The organism is Labrys sp. 22185 (assembly GCF_052045555.1).
Classification (GTDB): Bacteria; Pseudomonadota; Alphaproteobacteria; order Rhizobiales; family Labraceae; genus Labrys; species Labrys neptuniae.
The window spans coordinates 40,924-60,945 of record NZ_JBQEPH010000032.1; the positions used below are offsets into that span (position 1 = coordinate 40,924).

The 20,022-nt window shown below is 62.5% G+C and carries 20 protein-coding genes; 10 read left to right on the plus strand and 10 right to left on the minus strand.

Annotation, left to right across the window (positions count from 1 at the left end; translation table 11 throughout):
* Window positions 1-10: 10 nt before the first annotated feature.
* Entirely contained in the window at window positions 11-1,000 is a 990-nt protein-coding gene (locus ACTJKX_RS32325) for a flagellar motor protein MotA (protein WP_311932885.1), read from the minus strand.
* A 120-nt stretch (window positions 1,001-1,120) separates the two neighbouring features.
* Complete coding sequence (mnmA, locus tag ACTJKX_RS32330; RefSeq protein ID WP_440727754.1) at window positions 1,121-2,290, minus strand: tRNA 2-thiouridine(34) synthase MnmA; 1,170 nt, start codon at window positions 2,288-2,290, stop codon at window positions 1,121-1,123.
* Between the two features lie 305 nt (window positions 2,291-2,595).
* Here mnmA and ACTJKX_RS32335 point away from each other — a divergent pair, with 305 nt between their 5' ends.
* Together ACTJKX_RS32335 and ACTJKX_RS32340 are read left to right on the plus strand one after the other, a co-directional pair.
* Window positions 2,596-3,360: an outer membrane protein gene (locus ACTJKX_RS32335; RefSeq protein WP_440727755.1), complete on the plus strand. Its 765-nt coding sequence runs from the start codon at window positions 2,596-2,598 to the stop codon at window positions 3,358-3,360.
* A 129-nt stretch (window positions 3,361-3,489) separates the two neighbouring features.
* Complete coding sequence (locus ACTJKX_RS32340) at window positions 3,490-4,005, plus strand: prolyl-tRNA synthetase associated domain-containing protein (protein WP_311932878.1); 516 nt, start codon at window positions 3,490-3,492, stop codon at window positions 4,003-4,005.
* 279 nt (window positions 4,006-4,284) lie between these two features.
* Here ACTJKX_RS32340 and ACTJKX_RS32345 read toward each other — a convergent pair whose 3' ends face one another.
* The 6 genes from ACTJKX_RS32345 to ACTJKX_RS32370 form a co-directional block, all read right to left on the minus strand.
* Window positions 4,285-4,878 (minus strand): hypothetical protein, encoded by a 594-nt coding sequence (locus ACTJKX_RS32345; protein WP_394314539.1) that lies wholly within the window; start codon window positions 4,876-4,878, stop codon window positions 4,285-4,287.
* A gap of 109 nt (window positions 4,879-4,987) precedes the next feature.
* Entirely contained in the window at window positions 4,988-5,359 is a 372-nt protein-coding gene (locus tag ACTJKX_RS32350) for a hypothetical protein (protein ID WP_440727756.1), read from the minus strand.
* 99 nt (window positions 5,360-5,458) lie between these two features.
* Window positions 5,459-5,998, minus strand: a complete 540-nt coding sequence (locus ACTJKX_RS32355; RefSeq protein WP_394314542.1) for a hypothetical protein — start codon at window positions 5,996-5,998, stop codon at window positions 5,459-5,461.
* A 218-nt stretch (window positions 5,999-6,216) separates the two neighbouring features.
* Entirely contained in the window at window positions 6,217-6,807 is a 591-nt protein-coding gene (locus ACTJKX_RS32360) for a hypothetical protein (RefSeq protein WP_440727757.1), read from the minus strand.
* Window positions 6,808-7,174: 367 nt separating this feature from the next.
* The gene (locus ACTJKX_RS32365) at window positions 7,175-7,690 is read right to left on the minus strand and encodes a hypothetical protein (RefSeq protein ID WP_440727758.1); all 516 of its coding nucleotides are present in this window, start codon (window positions 7,688-7,690) and stop codon (window positions 7,175-7,177) included.
* A 280-nt stretch (window positions 7,691-7,970) separates the two neighbouring features.
* Window positions 7,971-8,717 (minus strand): LuxR C-terminal-related transcriptional regulator, encoded by a 747-nt coding sequence (locus ACTJKX_RS32370; protein ID WP_440727763.1) that lies wholly within the window; start codon window positions 8,715-8,717, stop codon window positions 7,971-7,973.
* An 827-nt stretch (window positions 8,718-9,544) separates the two neighbouring features.
* On the opposite strand from ACTJKX_RS32370, the gene trxA reads away from it, so the two are divergent.
* The 4 genes from trxA to ACTJKX_RS32390 all read left to right on the plus strand — a co-directional run bounded on the left by trxA (window position 9,545) and on the right by ACTJKX_RS32390 (window position 12,712).
* Window positions 9,545-10,441, plus strand: coding sequence for a thioredoxin (gene trxA / locus ACTJKX_RS32375; RefSeq protein WP_311932871.1), 897 nt, complete (start codon window positions 9,545-9,547; stop codon window positions 10,439-10,441).
* A 127-nt stretch (window positions 10,442-10,568) separates the two neighbouring features.
* On the plus strand, window positions 10,569-11,228 hold the full coding sequence (locus ACTJKX_RS32380; protein ID WP_311932870.1) for an LON peptidase substrate-binding domain-containing protein: 660 nt from the start codon (window positions 10,569-10,571) through the stop codon (window positions 11,226-11,228).
* Window positions 11,229-11,240: 12 nt separating this feature from the next.
* Window positions 11,241-11,441, plus strand: coding sequence for a Trm112 family protein (locus ACTJKX_RS32385; protein ID WP_311932869.1), 201 nt, complete (start codon window positions 11,241-11,243; stop codon window positions 11,439-11,441).
* Between the two features lie 68 nt (window positions 11,442-11,509).
* Window positions 11,510-12,712, plus strand: coding sequence for a serine hydrolase domain-containing protein (locus ACTJKX_RS32390; protein ID WP_394314548.1), 1,203 nt, complete (start codon window positions 11,510-11,512; stop codon window positions 12,710-12,712).
* 32 nt (window positions 12,713-12,744) lie between these two features.
* Here the strand turns inward: ACTJKX_RS32390 and ACTJKX_RS32395 are convergent, their stop codons facing one another.
* A complete protein-coding gene (locus ACTJKX_RS32395; protein WP_440727759.1) occupies window positions 12,745-13,632 on the minus strand; it encodes a LysR family transcriptional regulator in 888 nt (295 codons plus the stop codon).
* Between the two features lie 98 nt (window positions 13,633-13,730).
* Between ACTJKX_RS32395 and bla the strand changes: the two genes are divergently transcribed.
* The 4 genes from bla to ACTJKX_RS32415 all read left to right on the plus strand — a co-directional run bounded on the left by bla (window position 13,731) and on the right by ACTJKX_RS32415 (window position 18,657).
* Window positions 13,731-14,615, plus strand: coding sequence for a class A beta-lactamase (gene bla, locus ACTJKX_RS32400; RefSeq protein WP_440727760.1), 885 nt, complete (start codon window positions 13,731-13,733; stop codon window positions 14,613-14,615).
* Window positions 14,616-14,735: 120 nt separating this feature from the next.
* Window positions 14,736-16,292: a DUF4153 domain-containing protein gene (locus ACTJKX_RS32405; protein WP_440727761.1), complete on the plus strand. Its 1,557-nt coding sequence runs from the start codon at window positions 14,736-14,738 to the stop codon at window positions 16,290-16,292.
* A 17-nt stretch (window positions 16,293-16,309) separates the two neighbouring features.
* Window positions 16,310-17,014: a response regulator transcription factor gene (locus ACTJKX_RS32410; RefSeq protein WP_311932864.1), complete on the plus strand. Its 705-nt coding sequence runs from the start codon at window positions 16,310-16,312 to the stop codon at window positions 17,012-17,014.
* Entirely contained in the window at window positions 17,011-18,657 is a 1,647-nt protein-coding gene (locus tag ACTJKX_RS32415; protein ID WP_440727762.1) for a sensor histidine kinase, read from the plus strand. The genes ACTJKX_RS32410 and ACTJKX_RS32415 overlap by 4 nt, the downstream gene beginning before the upstream one ends.
* 285 nt (window positions 18,658-18,942) lie before the next feature.
* Here the strand turns inward: ACTJKX_RS32415 and ACTJKX_RS32420 are convergent, their stop codons facing one another.
* On the minus strand, window positions 18,943-19,956 hold the full coding sequence (locus tag ACTJKX_RS32420; protein WP_440725573.1) for an IS110 family transposase: 1,014 nt from the start codon (window positions 19,954-19,956) through the stop codon (window positions 18,943-18,945).
* Window positions 19,957-20,022: the final 66 nt, after the last annotated feature.

Genomic DNA, 20,022 nt, shown 5'->3' on the forward strand with positions numbered 1-20,022 from the left:
GACTCCGGCATCAGTTCTTCTCGCGCTCTTGCGTCAGGCGCTCGAGCACGCTCTTGATGTCGCGCTGCTGTTCGGCCTGGCTTTCGACCCAGTCGCGGATCATCTGCTGCTCAGAGCGCATATGCTGCACCAGGCCCTGGATGCCCTCGGCGAGCTGGGCCATGGCGGCGGTGGCATTGCGGCCGGAACCGGCCTCGCGCGAGCCGTCGGCCATGCGCTCGATCGCCGATTTGATGGCTGCCATCTCGCCGTCCGAGCCGCCGCGGGCCAGGCCTTCGGCCTCGATGTCCGTCACGGTGGCGGCGAGCCAGTCCTCGAGCTCGGTATAGAAGCGGTTCTGGGCCTGCCCGGCCTGCAGGTCGAGGAAGCCGAGGATCAGCGAGCCGGCAAGGCCGAACAGCGAGGACGAGAATGACACGCCCATGCCCTTGAGCGGGGCGGCGAGGCCGCTTTTCAGGCTTTCGAACACGGTGCTGGCGTCGCCGCCGCCCACCGACATGGAATTGATGACGTTGCCGACCGAACCCACGGTCTCGATCAGGCCCCAGAACGTGCCGAGCAGGCCGAGGAAGACCAGGAGACCCGTGAGATAGCGCGAGACCTCGCGCTGCTCGTCGAGGCGCATGCCGATCGATTCGAGGATGGAGCGCAGGGTGGAGAGCGAGATCGAGCGCCGGCCGACCTTGTCACCCAGCAATGTCGCCATCGGTGCCAGCATCACCGGCTGGTCCCGAAGCTCCAGGCCGGGATCGCGCAGGCGATAGGCATTGACCCAGCGCACTTCCGGCAACAGGCGGATCACCTGGCGGAAGCCGAAGACGATGCCGAGCAGCAGCGTGAAGATGATCAGGCCGTTGAGGCCGGGATTGGCCATGAAGGCTATATAGAGCTGGCGATAGAGCACGGCGGTGACGCAGGCTGCCAGCACCAGGAAGATCAGCATGCGGATGAAGAAGATCCGGGGGGAAGACAGCTTGTAGGGATCAAGGTCTCTGGCCATCGCACCACGCCGTTTCAACAATCCACACGCGAACCCTCGACAGGAGGGCTCTCCTTTTCGGCCAGAGCTTAACGCAATGCAAGGACCGAAAGCACGCGCTCAATGGCGCGCCGGGCCGGATCAGGCTGCAGCGGTCTGGCCGCCATAGGCGAAGACGGTCTGCGGCCGTGCGCCCCGAATGAAGCCGCCACCGAGCACGCGGGCCTGGCCATCGGCGTGGTCGTAGAACACGGCAGCCTGTCCGGGTGAAACACCGTCCTCAGCCTCGGCAAGCTCGATCGTCGGGCCTTCCGGACCGAGATGCAGCAGGGCCGGCTTGGGCGCGCGGGTGGAGCGCACGCGCACCGCGACCTCCAGGCCTTCGGAAGGCAGGTCTTCAAGCGCGCCGTCGCCGATCCAGTTCACATCGCGCAGGGCGACATGGCGCGTCGCCAGTGCTTCGCGCGGGCCGACGATCACCCGTGCCGCCTCGGCATCGAGACGGATGACGTGCAGCGGCTCGCCGGTGGCGATGCCAAGGCCCTTGCGCTGGCCGATGGTGTAGTGGATGACGCCCTGGTGCTGGCCGAGCACGCGGCCATCCAGATGCACGATTTCGCCGGGAACGGCGGCGCCGGGCTTGAGCTTCTCGATCACCTGGGCGTAGCGGCCCGACGGCACGAAGCAGATGTCCTGGCTGTCGGGCTTGGCCGCTACCGACAGGCCGAAACGCTCGGCGGCCTGGCGGGTTTCCGGCTTGGTCATCTCGCCGAGCGGGAAGCGCAGGATGTCGAGCTGCTCCTTGGTGGTGGCGAACATGAAATAGCTCTGGTCGCGCTCGGCGTCGCGCGGGCGGAACAGGCCGCGCCCTCCGGGCACCGCACGGCTGGCAACATAATGGCCGGTCGCCAGCACGTCGGCGCCGAGGTCGCGTGCCGTGCCGAGCAGATCGCGGAACTTGACTCGCTGGTTGCATTCGACACAGGGGATCGGCGTCTCGCCGGCAACATAGGAATCGGCGAAACGGTCGATCACCGCCTCCTTGAAGCGGCTTTCATAGTCGAGCACGTAATGGGGAATGCCGATGCGGTCGGCGACCTCGCGCGCATCGTGAATGTCCTGGCCGGCGCAGCAGGCGCCCTTGCGATGGACCGCGGCGCCATGGTCATAGAGCTGAAGCGTCACCCCGATCACGTCATAGCCCTGCTCCTTGAGAAGAGCGGCACAAACGGAAGAGTCGACGCCGCCCGACATGGCAACAACGACACGGGTGTCCTGCGGCCGGCGCGGCAGGTCGAGCGAGTTCAACATGGCATCCTTCCGTCCATCAGAGGGTCAAGGTCTCTGCGACGGCGCTCCTTTACGCGATTTTGGCCGCGAGGGGAACGCCGATGTTCGAACGAAAGCCGCCGGGTGCGGCGCTGCCGATGTTTGTTCCTATCTTACTCTACGTAATTATTTTGTGCCATTTGGGACGTTAACTATAATTGTTAAGTATATCCATTATGGATTGCTCAATAAAAAAGCCGGTGTTGCATTTATGTCATAGGATTTCATGTAAAGGCGGTGCTATCAGGCGTTCGAGCGTAACAAGTGCCAAGTGCTGGGGTATTAAAATGCAAATTCTTAGGAATGCTCTGCTTGCGGGCGTCGTCATTCTCGCGCCGGCAGCGGCATTCGCCGCCGACCTGGCGCCGCCGCCCGTCGAGCCGGTCGCGCCGGAAATCGTGCCATCCTTCACCTGGACAGGCTTCTATGCCGGTCTGAGTGCGGGCTATGGCCGCGGCAATCTCGACACGGATCTGAAGGCGGTGCCGACTGCGACGGCACCGACGCTTGAGAGGGCTCTCGGTTTCGGGCTGAACGGCGGGGCCGCAAAGGTCAAGGGTAGCGCCAACGGCGTCGTCGCCGGCGGCCAGATCGGCTACAATTATCAGATCGATCCCAATTGGGTAATTGGCGCCGAGGCCGACCTGCAATATGCCGGCCTGGACACCAAGAAGACCTTCATCGGTGCTCAGAACATTCCGGTCACGGTGAAGAATGAGCTCAACTGGTTCGGCACGGCCCGCGTGCGCGCCGGCTATGCCTTCGACAATGTCCTGATCTATGGCACGGGCGGTCTTGCCTATGGCCAGGTGAAGACCAAGGTCAGCACCGGCGGCACCAATCTGTCCGGATCGGAGACCAAATTCGGCTGGGCTCTCGGTGCGGGCGCCGAATATGCTCTGACACAGAACTGGACCGTGCGGGCCGAATATCTCTATGTCGATCTCGGCAAGGCCGAGACGATCAAGGCCAACAGCGAGATCGCCCAGATCACCGCCAAGACCGACGTTTCCGTGCACACGGTGCGTGCCGGCGTGAACTACAAGTTCTGATCGGTCGCGACAGCATTTATCCTGTCTTCGAGGGCCCCGTTTGGCGGGGCCCTTTGCTTTGCCCGGCACGGTCTTGCGCCAGCCGGCCCGTCGTTCTAGTCAGGGGGCCTTTCCAGGAGACCCCGAACCATGCCGGCCACGCCTGACGACCTGTTCGCCTTCTTCGCCAAGCTCGGCATCGCAGTGACGACCGTCGAGCATCCGCCCCTGTTCACGGTGGAGGATTCGAAGGCGCTGCGGGGGCAGATCGCCGGCGGTCACACCAAGAATCTCTTCCTGAAGGATCGCAAGGGCCGGCTGTTCCTGGTGGTGCTGGAGGAGGATGCCAGCGTCGACCTCAAGCGCATCCACGAGATCATCGGTGCCCAGGGCAAGGTGTCCTTCGGTTCGGCCGAGCTGCTGACGCAGGTCTGGGGGGTGTTGCCGGGTGCGGTCACGCCCTTCGGCGCCATCAACGATACCGAAGCGCAGGTGACCGTGGTGCTCGATCAGGCGTTGCTCGAGAATGACAAGCTCAACCATCATCCGCTGGTCAATACGCAGACCACCACGATCGCCCGCGAAGACCTCATTGCCTTCCTGCGCGCGACCGGACACGAGCCCAGGATCCTTGCCGTCTCGCAGCCTCAGCAGGCGGACGCCTGAGGCCGAGCGCGCTTCCATCGATGCGCACCTCGCTCTGATTCCAGGTCTCGAAGATGCTGGGTCTCGAAGATGCTGGGTCTCGAAGATGCTGGCGCATCCGAGGCTCGAACACCTGGCGGCATCAGGCGTCCTATCGAGGATTCGGCGAAAATCATCAGAAGGCACCAAGAATCAAAGGCACCCAGAACCACCGAACATGGCTCTGGGCACAAGCCCCGACATCCCGTGCCGGCGCATGGTGTGGAAAGCCCGTCGGGTTGCCGACGGGCATGATCCCGTTCAGTCGAGACAGCCGCGGAAGATGTCGTATCTCATACATTTGCGGCGAGGCGCGTAGGCGGTTTGGGTCGCGGTAGTCCCGCGGGCATAGCGCTGGGCCGGTTGCTGCACGCCGGCTACGCCGGCCGATGGTGCCGCCCTGGGGCCGACCTGGCAGCGAATGCCTTCCGTTGCCAGGGCGCCGGCGACATCGGCATCATAGCACAGCATCTGGGTAGCGGCCCTGCGATAGCCCATGGCCTGAAGGGTGCGGGCGTAGAGGCGGATATTGCAGCCCTGGTCGAGCTTGGTGGTGCCGAAGCTGAAGCCGAAGCCGGCGCCCGAGCCGCCGACGCTGACACTGCCGAGGCAGGCTTCGATGCCGGCCGCCGCGAGGCCCGGGGCAAACGCCGCGGGAGCCTGGCGTCGATCGCGATTGTTCAGCGTGGCGCCGCCGACATTGCCTGTGATGTTGCCATTGCCGTTGCCATTGCCCGATCCGTCGCCGGAATTATTGCCGTTGCCCGTCCCGTTCTGGGCCTGTGCCAGCGAGGCAGCGGTAAGGAAGATGACGATGGTGAAGAAATAGACAATACCCTTCGCAAGCGATTTCATATGCGTTCCCCCAAACACAAACACGCCCACAAACTTTTGGAAAGTCTATGAGGTGTACAGGAGGTTACGCTACAAATGTGATTTTCGCAATGAATACAATATTTTATCGCTAAGGAACCTGACGGGGAGTAATGCCGCAGCGATGAAGTTCTTTCATCAGGCGCTTGTAGTCCCAATTATACGTTGCCTCGTCGTGGTTTTCGTTGTTGTCACTTGTGAAGCAGTTTCCGTTTCCGTTACCAGAATTGAAATTGCCATTATTGTTTCCTTGATTGAAGTTTCCATTAAAGTTGCCGGTATTACCGTTGCCGTTGTTGTTTCCTCGTCCAATGCTGTATTGAACAAGGATAATATCATCTCTCCGCAGTATCTCGATTTGCGGCGTCCCCTGCTGCCGGCCCGGAACATGGCAGCGGGAAAGTGCCGGAACCTGCAGGGAGAGGGGGGGCTGCCAGCAGCCGACATCGAGGTCTGCGATCATGGTTGCATTCCTGTGATCAGGGACGGCGCGGTTCAGTATAAACCATAAAGGCCGGACCGACCCAGCAGTCGATCCGGCCGAAGCTGCCTCGGCAGCCTCCTATGGGTTGCCGTTTCCGTTGCCGTTGAACGAACCGACGTTTCCGTTGCCGTTGAACATGCCACCATTGTTGTTGCCGTTCAGCGCGCCGATATTGTTGTTGCCGCTGGTGGAACTGGAGTTGCCGCGGCCGTTATAGGCGCCGATATTGCCGGTGCCGCCATTGCCGTAGCCGATATTGCCGTTGGCGTCCGGCGCGCCATTGCCATTGGCGTTGCCGTTCAAGGTGCCGGTATTGGCATTGCCGTTATAATTGCCGTTGCCGAGCCCGTAATTGCCGTTGCCATTGCCGTTGCCGTTGGCGAGGCCGCTATTGGCGTTGCCGTTCCTATTGCCGCTGAAGCCGCCCCAGTTGCCGTTGCCGTTGCCGTTGCCGTTGCCGATGCCGGTATTCATGTTGCCGTTGGCATTGCCGTTGCCGACGCCGACATTACCGTTTCCGTTTCCGTTTCCGTTTCCGTAACTGAAAGCGTGAGCGGCGGAGATCGAGGTGCAGGCGAGCGCGGCGTACAACGCCGCATGGAGCAGGGTCATTCTCATGGTTCTACCTTTCCTGGACTGGGTTCGGGAAAGGCCGAGCCTTCCCTTGATTGTGTTCCGATCCCTTGAGGTGGCAGGAGGCAGGCGCGCATGCGACATACCTCGCTTCCCAGGTGTCACGCGCCACGTGAGCGGTGTTGGCAATTGCCGGATGATCGTAGCCCTCAACGGGGTTAATTGCGCCTCCTGGCTTGAGGAGGCGCGTGGTGGCTTTCACCTCAATGCGAGGTGCAGCCATTGTTCATGATGTTGCAACTGGCCCGATCGGCAATGGTCCCCGCCGTGCTGCTGGTCGAAGTAACCGTCACGCCGGCGGGCGGATCCGGATCATTGGGATCACCCATGCCGTAATTGCCGTTGCCGTTCATGTTGCCGTTGCTGACGCCGGTGTTGAAATTGCCGTTGTAGTTGCCGTTCAACGTGCCGGTATTGAAGTTACCGTTCAAGTTGCCGTTGCCGGTCCCGGTATTGCCGTTACCGTTATAGTTGCCATTGTCGGTTCCGGTATTGCCGTTGCCGTTCATATTGCCGTTGCCGGTTCCGGTGTTGCCGTTGCCGTTCATGTTGCCATTGCCGGTCCCGGTATTGCCGTTGCCGTTCATGTTGCCGTTGCCGGTTCCGGTGTTGTTGTTGCCGTTGCCGTTGCCGTTGTTGGTACCGGAATTGCCATTGCCATTGCCGTTACCATTGCCGGTTCCGGTGTTGCCGTTGCCATTGCCGTTGCCATTGCCGAATCCCGCATAGGCGCTGAGGACCGGGGTGCAGACCAGTGCCGCACTCAGCAGCAGCCGCGTGAGGAGGGTGCGCATGATACTGTCCTTTCTTGCGACTCGAAAAACAGCCTGGCCCCGGAGCTGGGAGGCGTGTTCGATGATCGGGCGGTGCGGTCTGTCGCTGCCGCGGCCCGTCCATGATGCAATCTGACTGGACCTGCACGGAGCGTTCGAGGCGGTTCGTCCGTTCGGATCGAACTGCCTGGCGCCCGGCCGGAAAGGCCTGGATGCGGGATCCTCTTCCGTCGGCCGTCCGCAGGACGCTACGCCGGAGCAGGGAGGGAGGAGGAATGCCGCATCCAGATTTCAGGGCTCGAGCAGCGAACGCTGAACGCCAGGGAAGGCGGGAGCTGACCAGTGGCTGGGAGGAAAGCCGGGCCAGCTCCCTGAGAGCAAGCAAGGCTTATTGGTTGCCGTTGCCGTTGCCGTTGCCGCTGAAGGCGCCCCAGTTGTGGTTGCCGTTCACGTTGCCGTTGCCGATGCCGTAGTTGGCATTGCCGTTCACGTTGCCGTTGCCGAAGCCGAAGTTGTGGTTGCCGTTGGCATTGCCGTTCCCGAGGCCGGTATTGCCGTTGCCGTTGGCATTGCCGTTGCCGATGCCGGCGTTGCCGTTGCCGTTGCCATTTCCGTTGACGGCGCCGGTATTCCCGTTGCCGTTCAGGTTGCCGTTGAGGGCGCCCCAGTTGCCGTTGCCGTTGCCGTTGCCGTTGAAGGCGCCGGTATTGGCGTTGCCGTTGCCGTTGCCGTTGCCGAAGCCGACATTGCCGTTGCCGTTGCCATTGCCACTGCCGACGCTGAAGGCCATCGCGGCGCTGGAAACGCTCAGGATCAGGGCGGATGCGATGAGAAGCGATTTCATAATGGTCTCTCCACTCAGTCTGTCTTGTGAGGTGCTTAAGGCTGTAATCAACAGAAGCATTTGCTTTAAGCCCGCGGTGATTACAGTTTTAAGCTTATTGATTTTTCAGTGTAGAGAAACTTGTCTATTGGAATTAGTACAAAGGGGTATTAAATCAAGGGCGATATACTAAAAATTGATTTGAGCATGCCAAATATTGCCGCGCAGCAACGCAGATGCGCGCCATGCAGCTCAAAAGCCCCGGATTGTTCGAGAGGAAAATTTTCAAGGCGTGGAACGGCTGGATCAGAGTTCCCCAACACACCCAGCTCGGTCCATCGGACGTCTTTTGTGGCCGTCGTCAGTAGGCGATGGCAGGAACGGCCATTTGGCTGTCTTCGCAATCAGGCCCGATCATCATGGTGGTGCCGGGCGCACGCATCTGGCTGCCGCACATCAGGGCGACTTCGGTCCGGTTGCGCAGATGGAATTTGCGCATGATGTTGCGGATATGAACTTTTGCGGTGCTCTCGGAAATGTTGAGGGCATGCGCGATGATCTTGTTCTGCTTGCCCTTCTGGAGCAGGCTCAGGACGTCCATCTCGCGGTCGGTCAGGCTGAGATGGATGTCGGAACGCAATTGACGTTCGGGCCGCGGTTTGGGCACGCTCGAGGATGGTTCCGTAAACAGGGGAGGCGCGCTCGCATAGGAAATAGGCTGAGCAGCCGTTTCCTCACGCGCTGGCAGCGACAGGCCCTGCCGGATCGCACTCACCATGGCATTGAAGCCCATCGAGGCTGTGATCCAGCTATGAACGCCGGCCTCGTCCATCAATCGTCCGATGGCAGGATCGCTGTTGTCGGTAACCACCAGCAGGGGCAGCTTGCCGATACGGTTTTGCAATTGCTGAATGACGAAGGCGATGAAGAGCGGGTCCGTGCTGCGCTGTACCAGGCTCAGTATGGCGAGCGAGGCTTGCGTGCCGCCCTCTCCGGGAGCGCCCATGATGCGGACATCGATATCGTCGGCCGCCTCCTTGAGGGCATGGGAAAAGATCTCGCCCAGCAGGGGACGGCTCTCGATCAGCAAGACGACTTTGCGGTCCACAACAGGCAACGCGCCTGGCTCCGTTTGTCTATGATCATGGCAATCCAGCATGTCATTGCAGGTGACGTGGTGACTCATGATTTGGCCTCTTGAAAGTTCTGGCGTTACTTCCTCTGCAAGTCTTCTTGTGGGTTGGGCCTTCATCCTAATACGTCGTTAGGGTGTTAGCCATTACACCTGTGTGGCTGTTCTGCGTTGCCAACCTGCACGGTCGGTTGTCGCACGCAGCCACCTTCATCGGCCGCCACGAAATTCTTTGCCGTGGGGCTCGAAAAGTAAAACGATTCACGAATAATAGGATGCCAGAATATTGATTATCGCGATGTGCCATTTATCTCACAGAAACGACTATTCGCGAAAGTCTTTTGGGATTAATCCGAAAGGGACCTTCCCCATCGTCAACACCAAAAGGTATCATATTGAGGCAAAAGGCGATTTTCAGCCTTCCCGGTTCGTGTATGCAGGTTATATTAAGGATGGCGTGAATTCGCCGTGATTTGAGTGAAGTTTCCGAATACGATTAAAAAACTTTAATCTTCAAAAATATCCCGGTAGTCGTCCGTGTATAGGTAACAATCTTTTCTTTCTATACGCGGCAGCCTGTGGCGCTCTTCAATATGTTGCGGGGCCGTTTTGCTGGTGGTTGACTACCGCCGTTACCCCTTTTGGGGGTTATTGGCGAAAAATAGGTACCAAGTTTCATTTGTTCCATTCTCGCAACAAGCAAGATGAAATTTATTGTTTCGTACGGCAATGGCATCTGACGGTTGCCTTCGAGGCGTTTTGCCCCCATCTAACCGCGGACGAAGCTTTCCAAGCGGGTAGGAATGATGAGCAACGACGCTGCCGGAACCAACGGTCTGATCAAGGATACCACCACCCAGACCTTCATGGCCGACGTGATTCAGGAATCGATGAAGCAGCCGGTGCTGGTCGATTTCTGGGCCGAATGGTGTGGCCCTTGCAAGCAATTGGGGCCGATCCTGGAGAAGGCCGTGCTTGCAGCCAAGGGCAAGGTCAAGCTGGTGAAGATGGATATCGACAAGCATCCGCAGATCGCCGGGCAATTGGGGGTTCAATCGATTCCCGCCGTCTTCGCCTTCTCCAAGGGTCAGCCTGTCGACGGCTTCATGGGGGCCATTCCCGAAAGCCAGATCAAGGAATTCATCACCAGGATCGCCGGTCCCGGCGGCGATCCGGACACGGAGGCCTTGCTGGCCGAGGCCGAAGCCTTGCTCAACGAAGGCGATGGAGCGGCAGCGGCTCAGCTCTTCGCGCAGATTTTCGAGCAGGACGCCGAGAACCTGAAGGCGATCGCCGGCCTTGCGCGCTGTGCGCTTGCCGCCGGAGAGCTCGATCAGGCCAAGGCCACGCTTTCGCTTACGCCAAAGGGCAAGGAGAATGATCCCCTCATCGCCAGCGCCCGGGCCGCACTGGAACTGGCCGAACAGGCCAGCGATGTCGGTGATCTGCAAGGGCTGGCGCGCCAGGTCGAGGCTGATCCAAAGGATTACCAGGCCAAGTTCGACTACGCCCTGGCTCTCGCCGCGGCCAATAGGCGCGAGGAGGCGGTCGACCAGCTGCTCGACATCGCCCGGCGCGACCGCAAATGGAACGAGGACGGCGCGCGCAAGCAGCTCGTGCAGTTCTTCGAGGCCTGGGGCCCGATGGACGAAAACACCATCTATGGTCGCCGCCGGCTGTCGTCGATCCTGTTCTCATAAATAGTGACGCGGCCCGCTAGCAGGCCGTAAGATGCCGCCCGGAGGTCGCGGTCGCGACCTTGAGAAACTGTCATGCCCCGTCCTTGGGCCATGACAGCCTCCAGGCCCGTTTGAGGAATGGCAGCCGATGCATCCCTTGTTCAAGACGGAGGCCGATCTGCCTCCTGTCGTTCCGGTCTTTCCCCTGGCCGGCGCCCTGCTGTTGCCGCGTGGCCAACTGCCGCTGAACATCTTCGAGCCGCGTTACCTGGCCATGATCGACGACGTGCTGAAGGGACCGCGCCTGATCGGCATGATTCAGCCCGAGGACGAGGAAAACGAGACGATGCCGCGCCTGTTCCAGGTCGGCTGCGTCGGGCGTCTCACCCAATTCGCCGAGACAGGCGATGGGCGCTACCTCATCCAGCTCACCGGCATCTCGCGTTTCAAGGTCCTGTCGGAGGAAACCGTCACGACGGCCTACCGCCAATGCCGTATCACGGCCGAACCCTTCGCCATCGATTTCACCCCGCGTGCCGGTGAAGAGGAGGTCGACCGCAAGAGCCTGATCGATACGCTGCGCGCCTATCTTGCCGTCAATCGCTTCCAGGTTGACTGGAACGACATTCACGAGGCCTCCAACGAGGCGCTGGTCAATGCGTTATCGATGATGAGTCCGTTCGGGCGGCGCGAGAAACAGGCGCTGCTCGAGGCCTCCTGCCTGCGGGAGCGCGCCGAGATCCTGGTCGCCATCACGCAGATCGAACTTGCCAAGAGCGGCGACGGCTCCGATACGCCGTTGCAGTGAGGATGAGTGCCGATGCCCACGCCGACACCGCACCGCCCACCGCCGCTGACCGATCCCAAGCTCCTGGAATTGCTGGTGTGCCCCCTCACCAAGACGACGCTGGAATATGATGCGGAAAAACAGGAGCTGATCTCGCGCGCCGCCAAGCTTGCCTATCCCATCCGGGATGGTTTCCCTATCATGCTGCCCGAGGAGGCAAGGATCATCGAATAGGACGGCTGATCGAATAGATCGGATCGTTCCGTTCATTTGCCTCGTTAGCCGAAAGGAAGACGCAGAGAATGTATGACAGCCCGCCGGAGCTCCAAGGATCGACACAGGAACCGACCGTTCTCGGCGCCGCCTCCATTCCACGCGAGGATTGGGACCGGGCGCCGTGGAACCGCTGGTCGTTCCAGCATGTGCGGGAACTGGTGCCGACGGCGCAGGTCTGGCGTGGGCCGGGGCCGGCCACGGCGCTGCCGGTCGCCTTGCAGGACATCGATGGGATCGCTTTTGAGAGCGACGGCCAGCCGGCAACGATCGGAAGCTTCTTCGAGGCGAATTACGCCGACGGATTTCTGGTGCTGCATCGCGGCAGAGTGGTGGCGGAGCGCTATTTCAACGGCATGACGAGCCACAGCCAGCATCTGTCGCAATCGGTCGCCAAATCGGTGGTGGGTACGGTTGCCGGCATCCTGATCGGGCGCGGCGTGCTCGATCCCGCCGCGCCGGTCACCTATTATCTGCCGGAGCTGGAGACGACCGCCTATCGTGGCGCCACCGTGCAGCAAGTGCTCGACATGACGACCGGCGTCGTGTTCGACGAAACCTATACCGCGCTCGATTCGCATATCGCCAAGATGGACGTGGCCAGTGGCTGGAAGGCCCGCAAGGATCCGAGCTGGCCGACCCATGTCTTCGAGCTGATCCTGCAGCTCCAGGCCAGCCAAAGTGTCCATGGCGCCATCTTCAACTACCGCTCCGTCGAGACCGACGTGCTGGCTTTCGTGCTGCAGAGCGCCACAGGCCTGTTGCTCCCCGAATTGGTGAGCCGAGAGCTCTGGTCACCGATGGGGGCCGAGGAAGATGCCTATTTCACCGTCGATTCCGCCGGCTATGGCCTGGCGGACGGCGGTTTCAATGCCACCTTGCGGGATTACGCCCGTTTCGCCCTGCTGCATCTCGGCGGTGGGGAGATCGGGGGCCGGCGCCTCCTTCCGTCCTCCTGGCTGGAAGACACGCGTTTCGCTGCGCGGCCCGATCTCTTCCAGGGCGTCTATCGCGACATTCTCCCTCGGGGCGCCTATCGCAACCAGTTCTGGATCGAGGATGTCGAGCGCGGGGCCTATATGGCCCGTGGTGTGTTCGGACAGCTCATTTATATCGATCCCGTCGGCGAGTTTGCCGCCGTGGTGCTGTCGAGCTGGCCGGAATTCCTGCACGCACCGCGGACGCGCGCCAGCCTGGCCGCGGTTCGGGCGATCCGCGACGCCCTGGCGTAGGCGGAGGGGCGCGCGAGGGGGCTTTTTCGAGGTCACGCGGGCAAGGTCGTTTGCGTCTGGCAGCCTGCCAGGAGCCAGGCTCGGAACGCCAGCATCGCGGGCGAAGGCTGGCGTGATTTGAGATGAGTCAGCCAGTATGAACCGGCGTGAACCTCGGTCTCGAAGGGGCGCATCAGCCGGCCGCTGGCCAAGGCGCTCGAGAACATCGCTGTCGGCAACAGGCCGACGCCGATGCCTTGGGCGATGGCCTCGGCCATGGTGACCGAGGAATCGAAGACGACGGCATGGGTGGCGGGGCCGCTGGATCCTGCTGCGGCGAACCACAATTGCCATTCATCCTCGCGATAGGATCGCAAAAGCACTTCACCGGCGAGATCCGCCGGCCGGCGCAACCGTTCGGCCATGGCCGGCGCACAGACGGGCGAGAGCGGGGCAGGCATCAGAAGCGCCGCCTCGGTGCCATGCCACAAGCCGTCACCGAAGCGGATGGCATAGTCGAGGCCGTCGCCGGCCAGATTGATGCGGTTGTTGTTGGTCAGAATGCGCAGGTCGACGAAAGGATGCGCCTCGCCAAAGGACCGCAGGCGCGGCAGCAGCCAGCCGGCGGCGAAGGTACCGACCACGCCGACCGTCACCACGTCGCGGAAATGGCCTTTCTCGAAGCGGTCGAGCGTGGCGCCGATGCGCCCGAAAGCTTCGTTGAGGACAGGGACGAGCGCCTGGCCTTCCTCGGTGAGGGCGAGGCCGCGCGGCAGGCGGCGGAACAGGCGCACGCCCAGGATCTCCTCCAGGTTCTTCACCTGGTGGCTCACGGCAGTCTGGGTCACCCTCAATTCGAGCCCGGCGCCGGTGAAGCTGAGATGGCGCGCCGCCGCCTCGAAGGCGCGCAGGGCATTGAGAGGCAGATGCGAACGGATCATGGATCCCCAAATTTTTCTCAGGTCTGAGGCGATTTATCATCGTTTGTCCTCCGCTCAGACCGCAGCCATCCTGACATCGAACGGTGTAAGGAGTTGGTATGACCAGACGGAATTTCATGGTTGGAGCAAGTGCAGCCCTGTTCTTGCTGCCATTCGGCGTCGCGTTTCCAGTGGCCGAATCGCGAGCCTCGACGGATTTCGCAGCGGCAATCAGGCGGATCGAAGGCGAGGTGGGCGGACGCCTGGGCGTTGCCGCTCTCGATCTCAAATCGCGCATGAGGCTGGCTTATCGACCGGATGAGCTCTTCCCGCTCTGCAGCACCTTCAAGCTGCTGGTTGCCGCTGCGGTGCTCGCCCGGGTCGACCAGGGGCATGAACAACTGTCCCGTCCGGTCCCGATCGAGGCCGCGAGGCTGCTGCCCAATTCGCCGATAACGGCCAGGCATGCCGGCGGCCATCTGACCCTGGCGGAGCTCTGCGAGGCTGCGATCACCGTGAGCGACAACCTGGCCGGCAATCTCCTGCTGGAAGCCGTCGATGGACCGGCCGGATTGACCCGTTATCTGCGCTCGATCGGTGACCCGGTCAGCCGCCTCGACCGCTGGGAGGTGGAGCTCAACGAATCGCTGCCGGGTGATCCGCGCGATACCACCAGCCCCGCAGCCATGCTGGCGGACCTCCAGCGCCTGCTGGTCGGAGAGGCGCTGTCGCCATCCTCGCGCAGCCAGCTCACGGCCTGGCTGAAGGCCAGCAGAACCGGTGATACCCGCCTGCGGGTCGGGTTGCCCGCAGGATGGGCCTTCGGTGACAAGACAGGAACCGGCGAGCGCGGTTCGACCAATGATGTCGCCATTGCCTGGCCGCCCGGTCGTCCGCCCCTTCTCATTGCTGCCTATCTGACCGGCACGATTGCGGCGGCCGACCGCCGCAATGCCGCCCTGGCTGCCGTGGCCAAGGCCGTGGTGGAGCATTTGCCCGCGTGAGCGCGGGAAGGGCGCAGTGGGTCCCTGCACGATTTCTGCACGAGGAGCCCACCGCGCCACCACGAATGCTGTATGACGGCTGAACACCGGCGCAGCAGGATGGAGGCCATGGAGGAGCCCATGCCGATCGCATCCGCCTCGCCGGACCAGACCCTGCCGGCCCGCAACCACTCGCCCCTTCGACCGAGCTTCGTTCTCAAGGTCCTGGCCATCACAGTGCTGGCCATCCTGGCCGACTTCGTCCTGTCGGCCGGGCAAGCCCTGCCGCAGGTGGGCAGCATCATCGGCTTCCTGGCTTTTGCCTGGCTTGGAGCGCTGCTGGCCTGCGACAGCCTGATGCGCCGCAGCCGGGCCAGTCGCTTCGCGGTGATCGGCGCCAGTCTGGCGGGTTTTGCCTTGATCGTCGAGCCGAGCCTGCTGGCCGGCCTGCTCTTCCTGACGGGATTGGCGCTGGCGCTGTTGATGCCGCGCCATGGCGAGTTCGGCAATGCGCTGGCCTGGGTCGTGCGCCTGCCCCTTTATGGGGTTCTCAGCCCGATGGCGGCCCTGCTCGATGCAGGCCGGCTGGTTCGGATCATGCGGTGGCGAGGAGGCTTCGCTCTTGGCGGGATCGCGGGGGGACTGCTCGTGGCCAGCCTCGGCTCGGTTCTTTTCCTGCTCTTGTTCTCCGACGCCAATCCCCTGATCGGCCTTGGTTTCGCTGCCTTTTGGGGTGCGCTCGCCCTGCAGAGCGGAGGTACAGGCCTGCTCTGGCATGGTCTGTTCGTCCTGGCGAGCGTGGTTGCGCTATGGGCGAGCTTCAGGCCGCTGCGCCTGCGCCCCTTTGCCGGTGCCTCCACGCGTGCGCCGCTGCCGGTCCTGCCTTCCTGGCCCGGGATGGCGCCGGTGGTGATCGCGCTTGCTGCCTTCAACCTGGTGTTCGCCCTCCAGAATGCCTCGGACATCGCCTTTCTGTGGAGCGGCGCCAAGCTTCCCGAAGGCGTGACCTTTTCTCAATATGCCCATCGCGGCACGCAAGCCCTGGTTCTTGCGGCCTTCCTGGCGGCGGGCTTCGTGCTGGTCTGCCTGCGTACGGGCTCGCCATTGGCGGGCAAGGCGAGCGTGCGCCTGCTGGTCTATCTGTGGATCGGCCAGACCATGCTGCTGGTGGCCTCCACCATGCTGCGCATCGTCGCCTATATCGAGGCCTATTCGCTGACCTATCTGCGTATCACGGCCTTGATCTTCCTCTTCCTGGTGTTGACGGGATTGGCGTTGATCTCATGGCGTATCGCCCGCCGGCGCGATGGCGTGTGGCTGATCAATGCCAACGCCCTGTGCCTGGCCAGCGTGCTCGGCGTCTGCTGCTTCGTCAATTTCGAGGGGGTGATCGCCCGCTGGAATCTCGAACGGCAGGGATCGCCGCAAACCTTCGAGCGGCGAGACACATCTTATGTGGGGAGCCTCGGCGGCACGGGCACGCTGCTGGCGCTCAAGGATGCCAGCATGGCAACCGACACGGCGCAGAGCCGCGATCTTGCCGAACTGCGCGGACTGAGGCAGGCGGTGCAGACCAGGCTGGAGGCGCGGCAGGTGGATTGGCGCCGGTGGACGCTGGCCGGCGCCTGGCGGCTGCAGCAGGCGGGACCCTTACCCGATCCGGCGCCGCCGAACCCCGCTTTGACACCTTCCCCTTGAAATGACATTCATCGCTCATGTCCCGCACCATTCTCATCGTCGATGACGATCCGCATATCCGCGAATTGCTGGCCTTCGCCCTTGCCAAGGCCGGCATGACCACACACCAGGCCGGTGACGGGGAGGAGGGCCTGGCCAAGGCTCTCTCCCTCAAGCCGGACCTTGCCATCCTCGACATCAACATGCCGCGCATGGATGGCCTCGAGGTCTGCCGCCGGCTGCGGGCGCAGAGCGAACTGCCGGTGCTGTTCCTGTCTTCCCGGGATGACGAGATCGACCGGGTGCTCGGCCTGGAAATGGGCGCTGACGATTATGTGGTGAAACCCTTTTCGCCGCGCGAAGTGGTGGCGCGTGTCGGTGCCATCCTCAAGCGGGTGGGTGCCAGGCCGGCCCAGGCCGTACCGGCATCGGTGCTGGCGCGCGGCCTGCTCAACCTCGACCCCGAGGGCTGGCAGACGCAATGGGCCGGGGAGCCGGTAGGCCTCACCGCCAAGGAGTTCCAGCTCCTGCAGATCCTGGCCGCGACGCCGTCCAAGGTCTTCTCCCGCGACGAGATCATCGATCGCCTGCACGGGCCGGGCTTTGCCATCACCGACCGTACCATCGACAGCCATATTCGCCATATCCGCCAGAAATTCTCGGTCGTGGGGGCCGAGGACGTGATCGAGACCCGGGCGGGCATCGGCTATCGCATCGGCGCCTGCGCGGGCAAGGCGGCGTGATCCTGCTCAGCCGGCTGAAGGACGCCATCAAGGCGCGCTGGCCGGCGCTGCGCCTGCGCTCGATCCTGATCGGGGTGCTGCTGTTCACCGCCCTGATGCCGGGCATCGGTGCCATCTTCCTCAGGGTCTACGAAAACGTCCTGGTGCGCCAGACCGAGGCGGAGCTGATCGCCCAGGCTGCGGTCTACGATGCGGCCTTCGATCTCGCCTGGCCCGGCCCAAAGCCGCTGCCGGTACCGCCCCCGACGGAGAACGATCCGAACGACTCCTATCGGCGGGACGATCCGTCAGCCGAGCCCTATTTCACGCCGGAGCAGCTGACGATCGATCTCAACACGATGCCGATCCTGTCCCAGCGCCCCCAGCCCATCGCTGCGTCGCAGGCGCCGGATGCGGAAGCGCTGCTCGCCGCCAACGCAATCACGCCGCTGATCGAGCAGAGCCGGCGCACCACGCTTGCGAGTGCGCTGATCCTCGACGCCAGGGGAACGGTGCTCTCCGACGGGCCACTTCAGGGCCAGAGCTATGCCTTCCTGCCGGAAGTCCAGTCGGCCATCGCGGGGCGCTCGCAATCGGTCCTGCGGCGGCGCGGAGATTATGTGCCGCGCTATGCCTTCGAGGTCTTCAGCCGTGCCTCGGCCATCCGCGTGCATTATGCCCGGCCGATCAAGCTGGGGGAGCGCACTGTCGGTGTCCTCCTGCTGTCCCGCTCGCCTCGCGCCCTGTTCCGCGGGATTTATGACGATCTCGGCAAGATTGCGCTTGGTTTCGGCATCATCCTCGCCGTGATCATCGGCCTGGCCGGCCTGCTGTCCAGGGCCATCGCCAAGCCGATCGAACAATTGACGCTGGCGAGTGCGGAGGTCGGGCGCCACCTCGGCCGTGGCGGCAGCGAGGTCCCCCCGACGCCGGCAACCGCTACCATCGAGATCCGGGCGCTCTTCGACAATTTCCGGCGCATGGCCGTGGCCATCGACCTGCGCTCGCGCTATCTGCGCGATTTCGCCGCCGCGATGAGTCACGAGTTCAAGACGCCGCTGACCGGCATACGCGGGGTGCTCGAGCTGCTCGACGAACATGGCGACACCATGAGCGCCGAGGAGCGCCGGCGCTTCATCGCCAATGCAGAGGACGACGCCGAGCGCTTGTCGCGCCTGGTGGCACGGTTGCTCGAGCTCGCCCGTGCCGACATGGCGAATGAGAGCGAGGCCGTGTCTACGCCCCTGGCCGATCCCGTGCGCCGCATCGCCGATGCCGGCTCCGACGACCGATTCAAGGTCGAGGTCATCATCGATGCCGGCTTGCCCACCGTGCGCATTCCGGCGAACGTCCTGGAGGCGGTCTTGACGACCCTGGTGGAAAACAGCCGCCAGGCCGGGGCATTCAGGGTGACGATTTCGGCGGCGGTCGGCGACGACCATCTCGACCTTCAGGTCGCCGATGACGGGCCGGGCATTCCGCCTCACGACCGAAGCCGCCTGTTCGAGCCCTTCTTCACCACCAAGCGCGCCAATGGCGGCACCGGCCTCGGCCTGCCGATCGCCCGCTCCCTGCTCGCCAATAGCGGCGCCAGTATCGACTATGTCGGTGAGGGACCCGGCGCCTGCTTTCGCCTGCGGCTGCAGCGCAATGGGGTGGGGTGATCCAGGTTGGATTTATCTACAGACGCCCCTCGATCCATTCTGTCCATTTCATATCTATGGACGGCTCTCCCGGTGCAAGCGATTTGAGCGGTTTCCCGGCGGACTTGGGTGCCAACATCTATCCGGCGTCGCCAGGATGTTGGCGCGCCCAAATGGGTAATCCGCACGGCGTGAGCCTCAACAACTGGGCGGCTTCGAAGAGCCATTATAAAAGTCAGGTTCCTCACGCACCGATCACGTCGGCCGGTACACTTCTCTGATCGTTCACACCTCTCCGGACGTCCGTCAGGCCGCCCGGTATTCCGTTCCCCTGTTCAACATCGCGAAGATCACACGCGCGTTCTTGTTCGCTACAGCAACGATCGTTTTGGCGGCGCCGCGTCGAACCTGAAGATCCCTGATCCAGGTGCTCTGGGCATCATCGCGAGTTGCCGATGTGCGCACTACAGCTCGTGCGCCATGGATCAGCAGGGTCCGCAAATGGCGATCTCCGCGCTTGGAGATACCGAAGAGACGCTGCCGGTTGCCGCTTGAGTGCTGCCGAGGCACGAGCCCCATCCACGCCGCAAGATGTCTGCCATTGGTAAACTCGGCTCCGTTGCCAACGGCAGCGACAAGTGCGGTCGCGGTTTTTGGACCTACCCCTCTGATTTTTGCAAGGCGGCGACAGGTCTCGCTCGAGCGGAAGATTTTCTCGATCTCTCTATCGAACCAGGCAATCTGCTTGTCGAGTGAGAGAAAGACAGCGTAGAGCTGCGCCAGCATCGACCGGAAGACAGCGCTGATCTCTGACGCACCATCCTCCAGCAAGATCCGGATCTCGCGCCGAGCGCGGGTGATGGATTGGGCAAATGCGATGCCCCTGTCGAGCAACAGGCCGCGCATCTGGGCGACCAACGCAGTTCGGTGGTTCACCAGTCGCTGTCGGCCGCGGTGAAGCGCCTGGATGTCCTGTTGCTCAAGTGTCTTGCCGGGGACGAACCTCATATGGGGTTGTCTCACGGCACGGCAAATTGCAGCGGCATCGTTGCGATCATTCTTCTGATGCTGAGCAAACGGCTTGACGTATTGCGGAGCAATAATCCGGACCCGATGCCCTGCCGCCTCGAACTGACGCTGCCAATAGAACGCACCAGTGCAAGCTTCAATCGCGATGGTGCATGGCGAGAGCGCCTGAACTTCAGCCATCAACCGATCGCGCCGGACCCGTCTTTGCAGGACTACGTTGCCTTCAGCATCTTCGCCATGCAGCTGGAAGACGTTCTTCGCCAGATCGATGCCTACGAATGCCACATCCATGTTCCATCTCCTTCTGGTTGAGGCCTACAACCTCGGGCGAATAGGGAGAGCCGTCCATCCCATTAA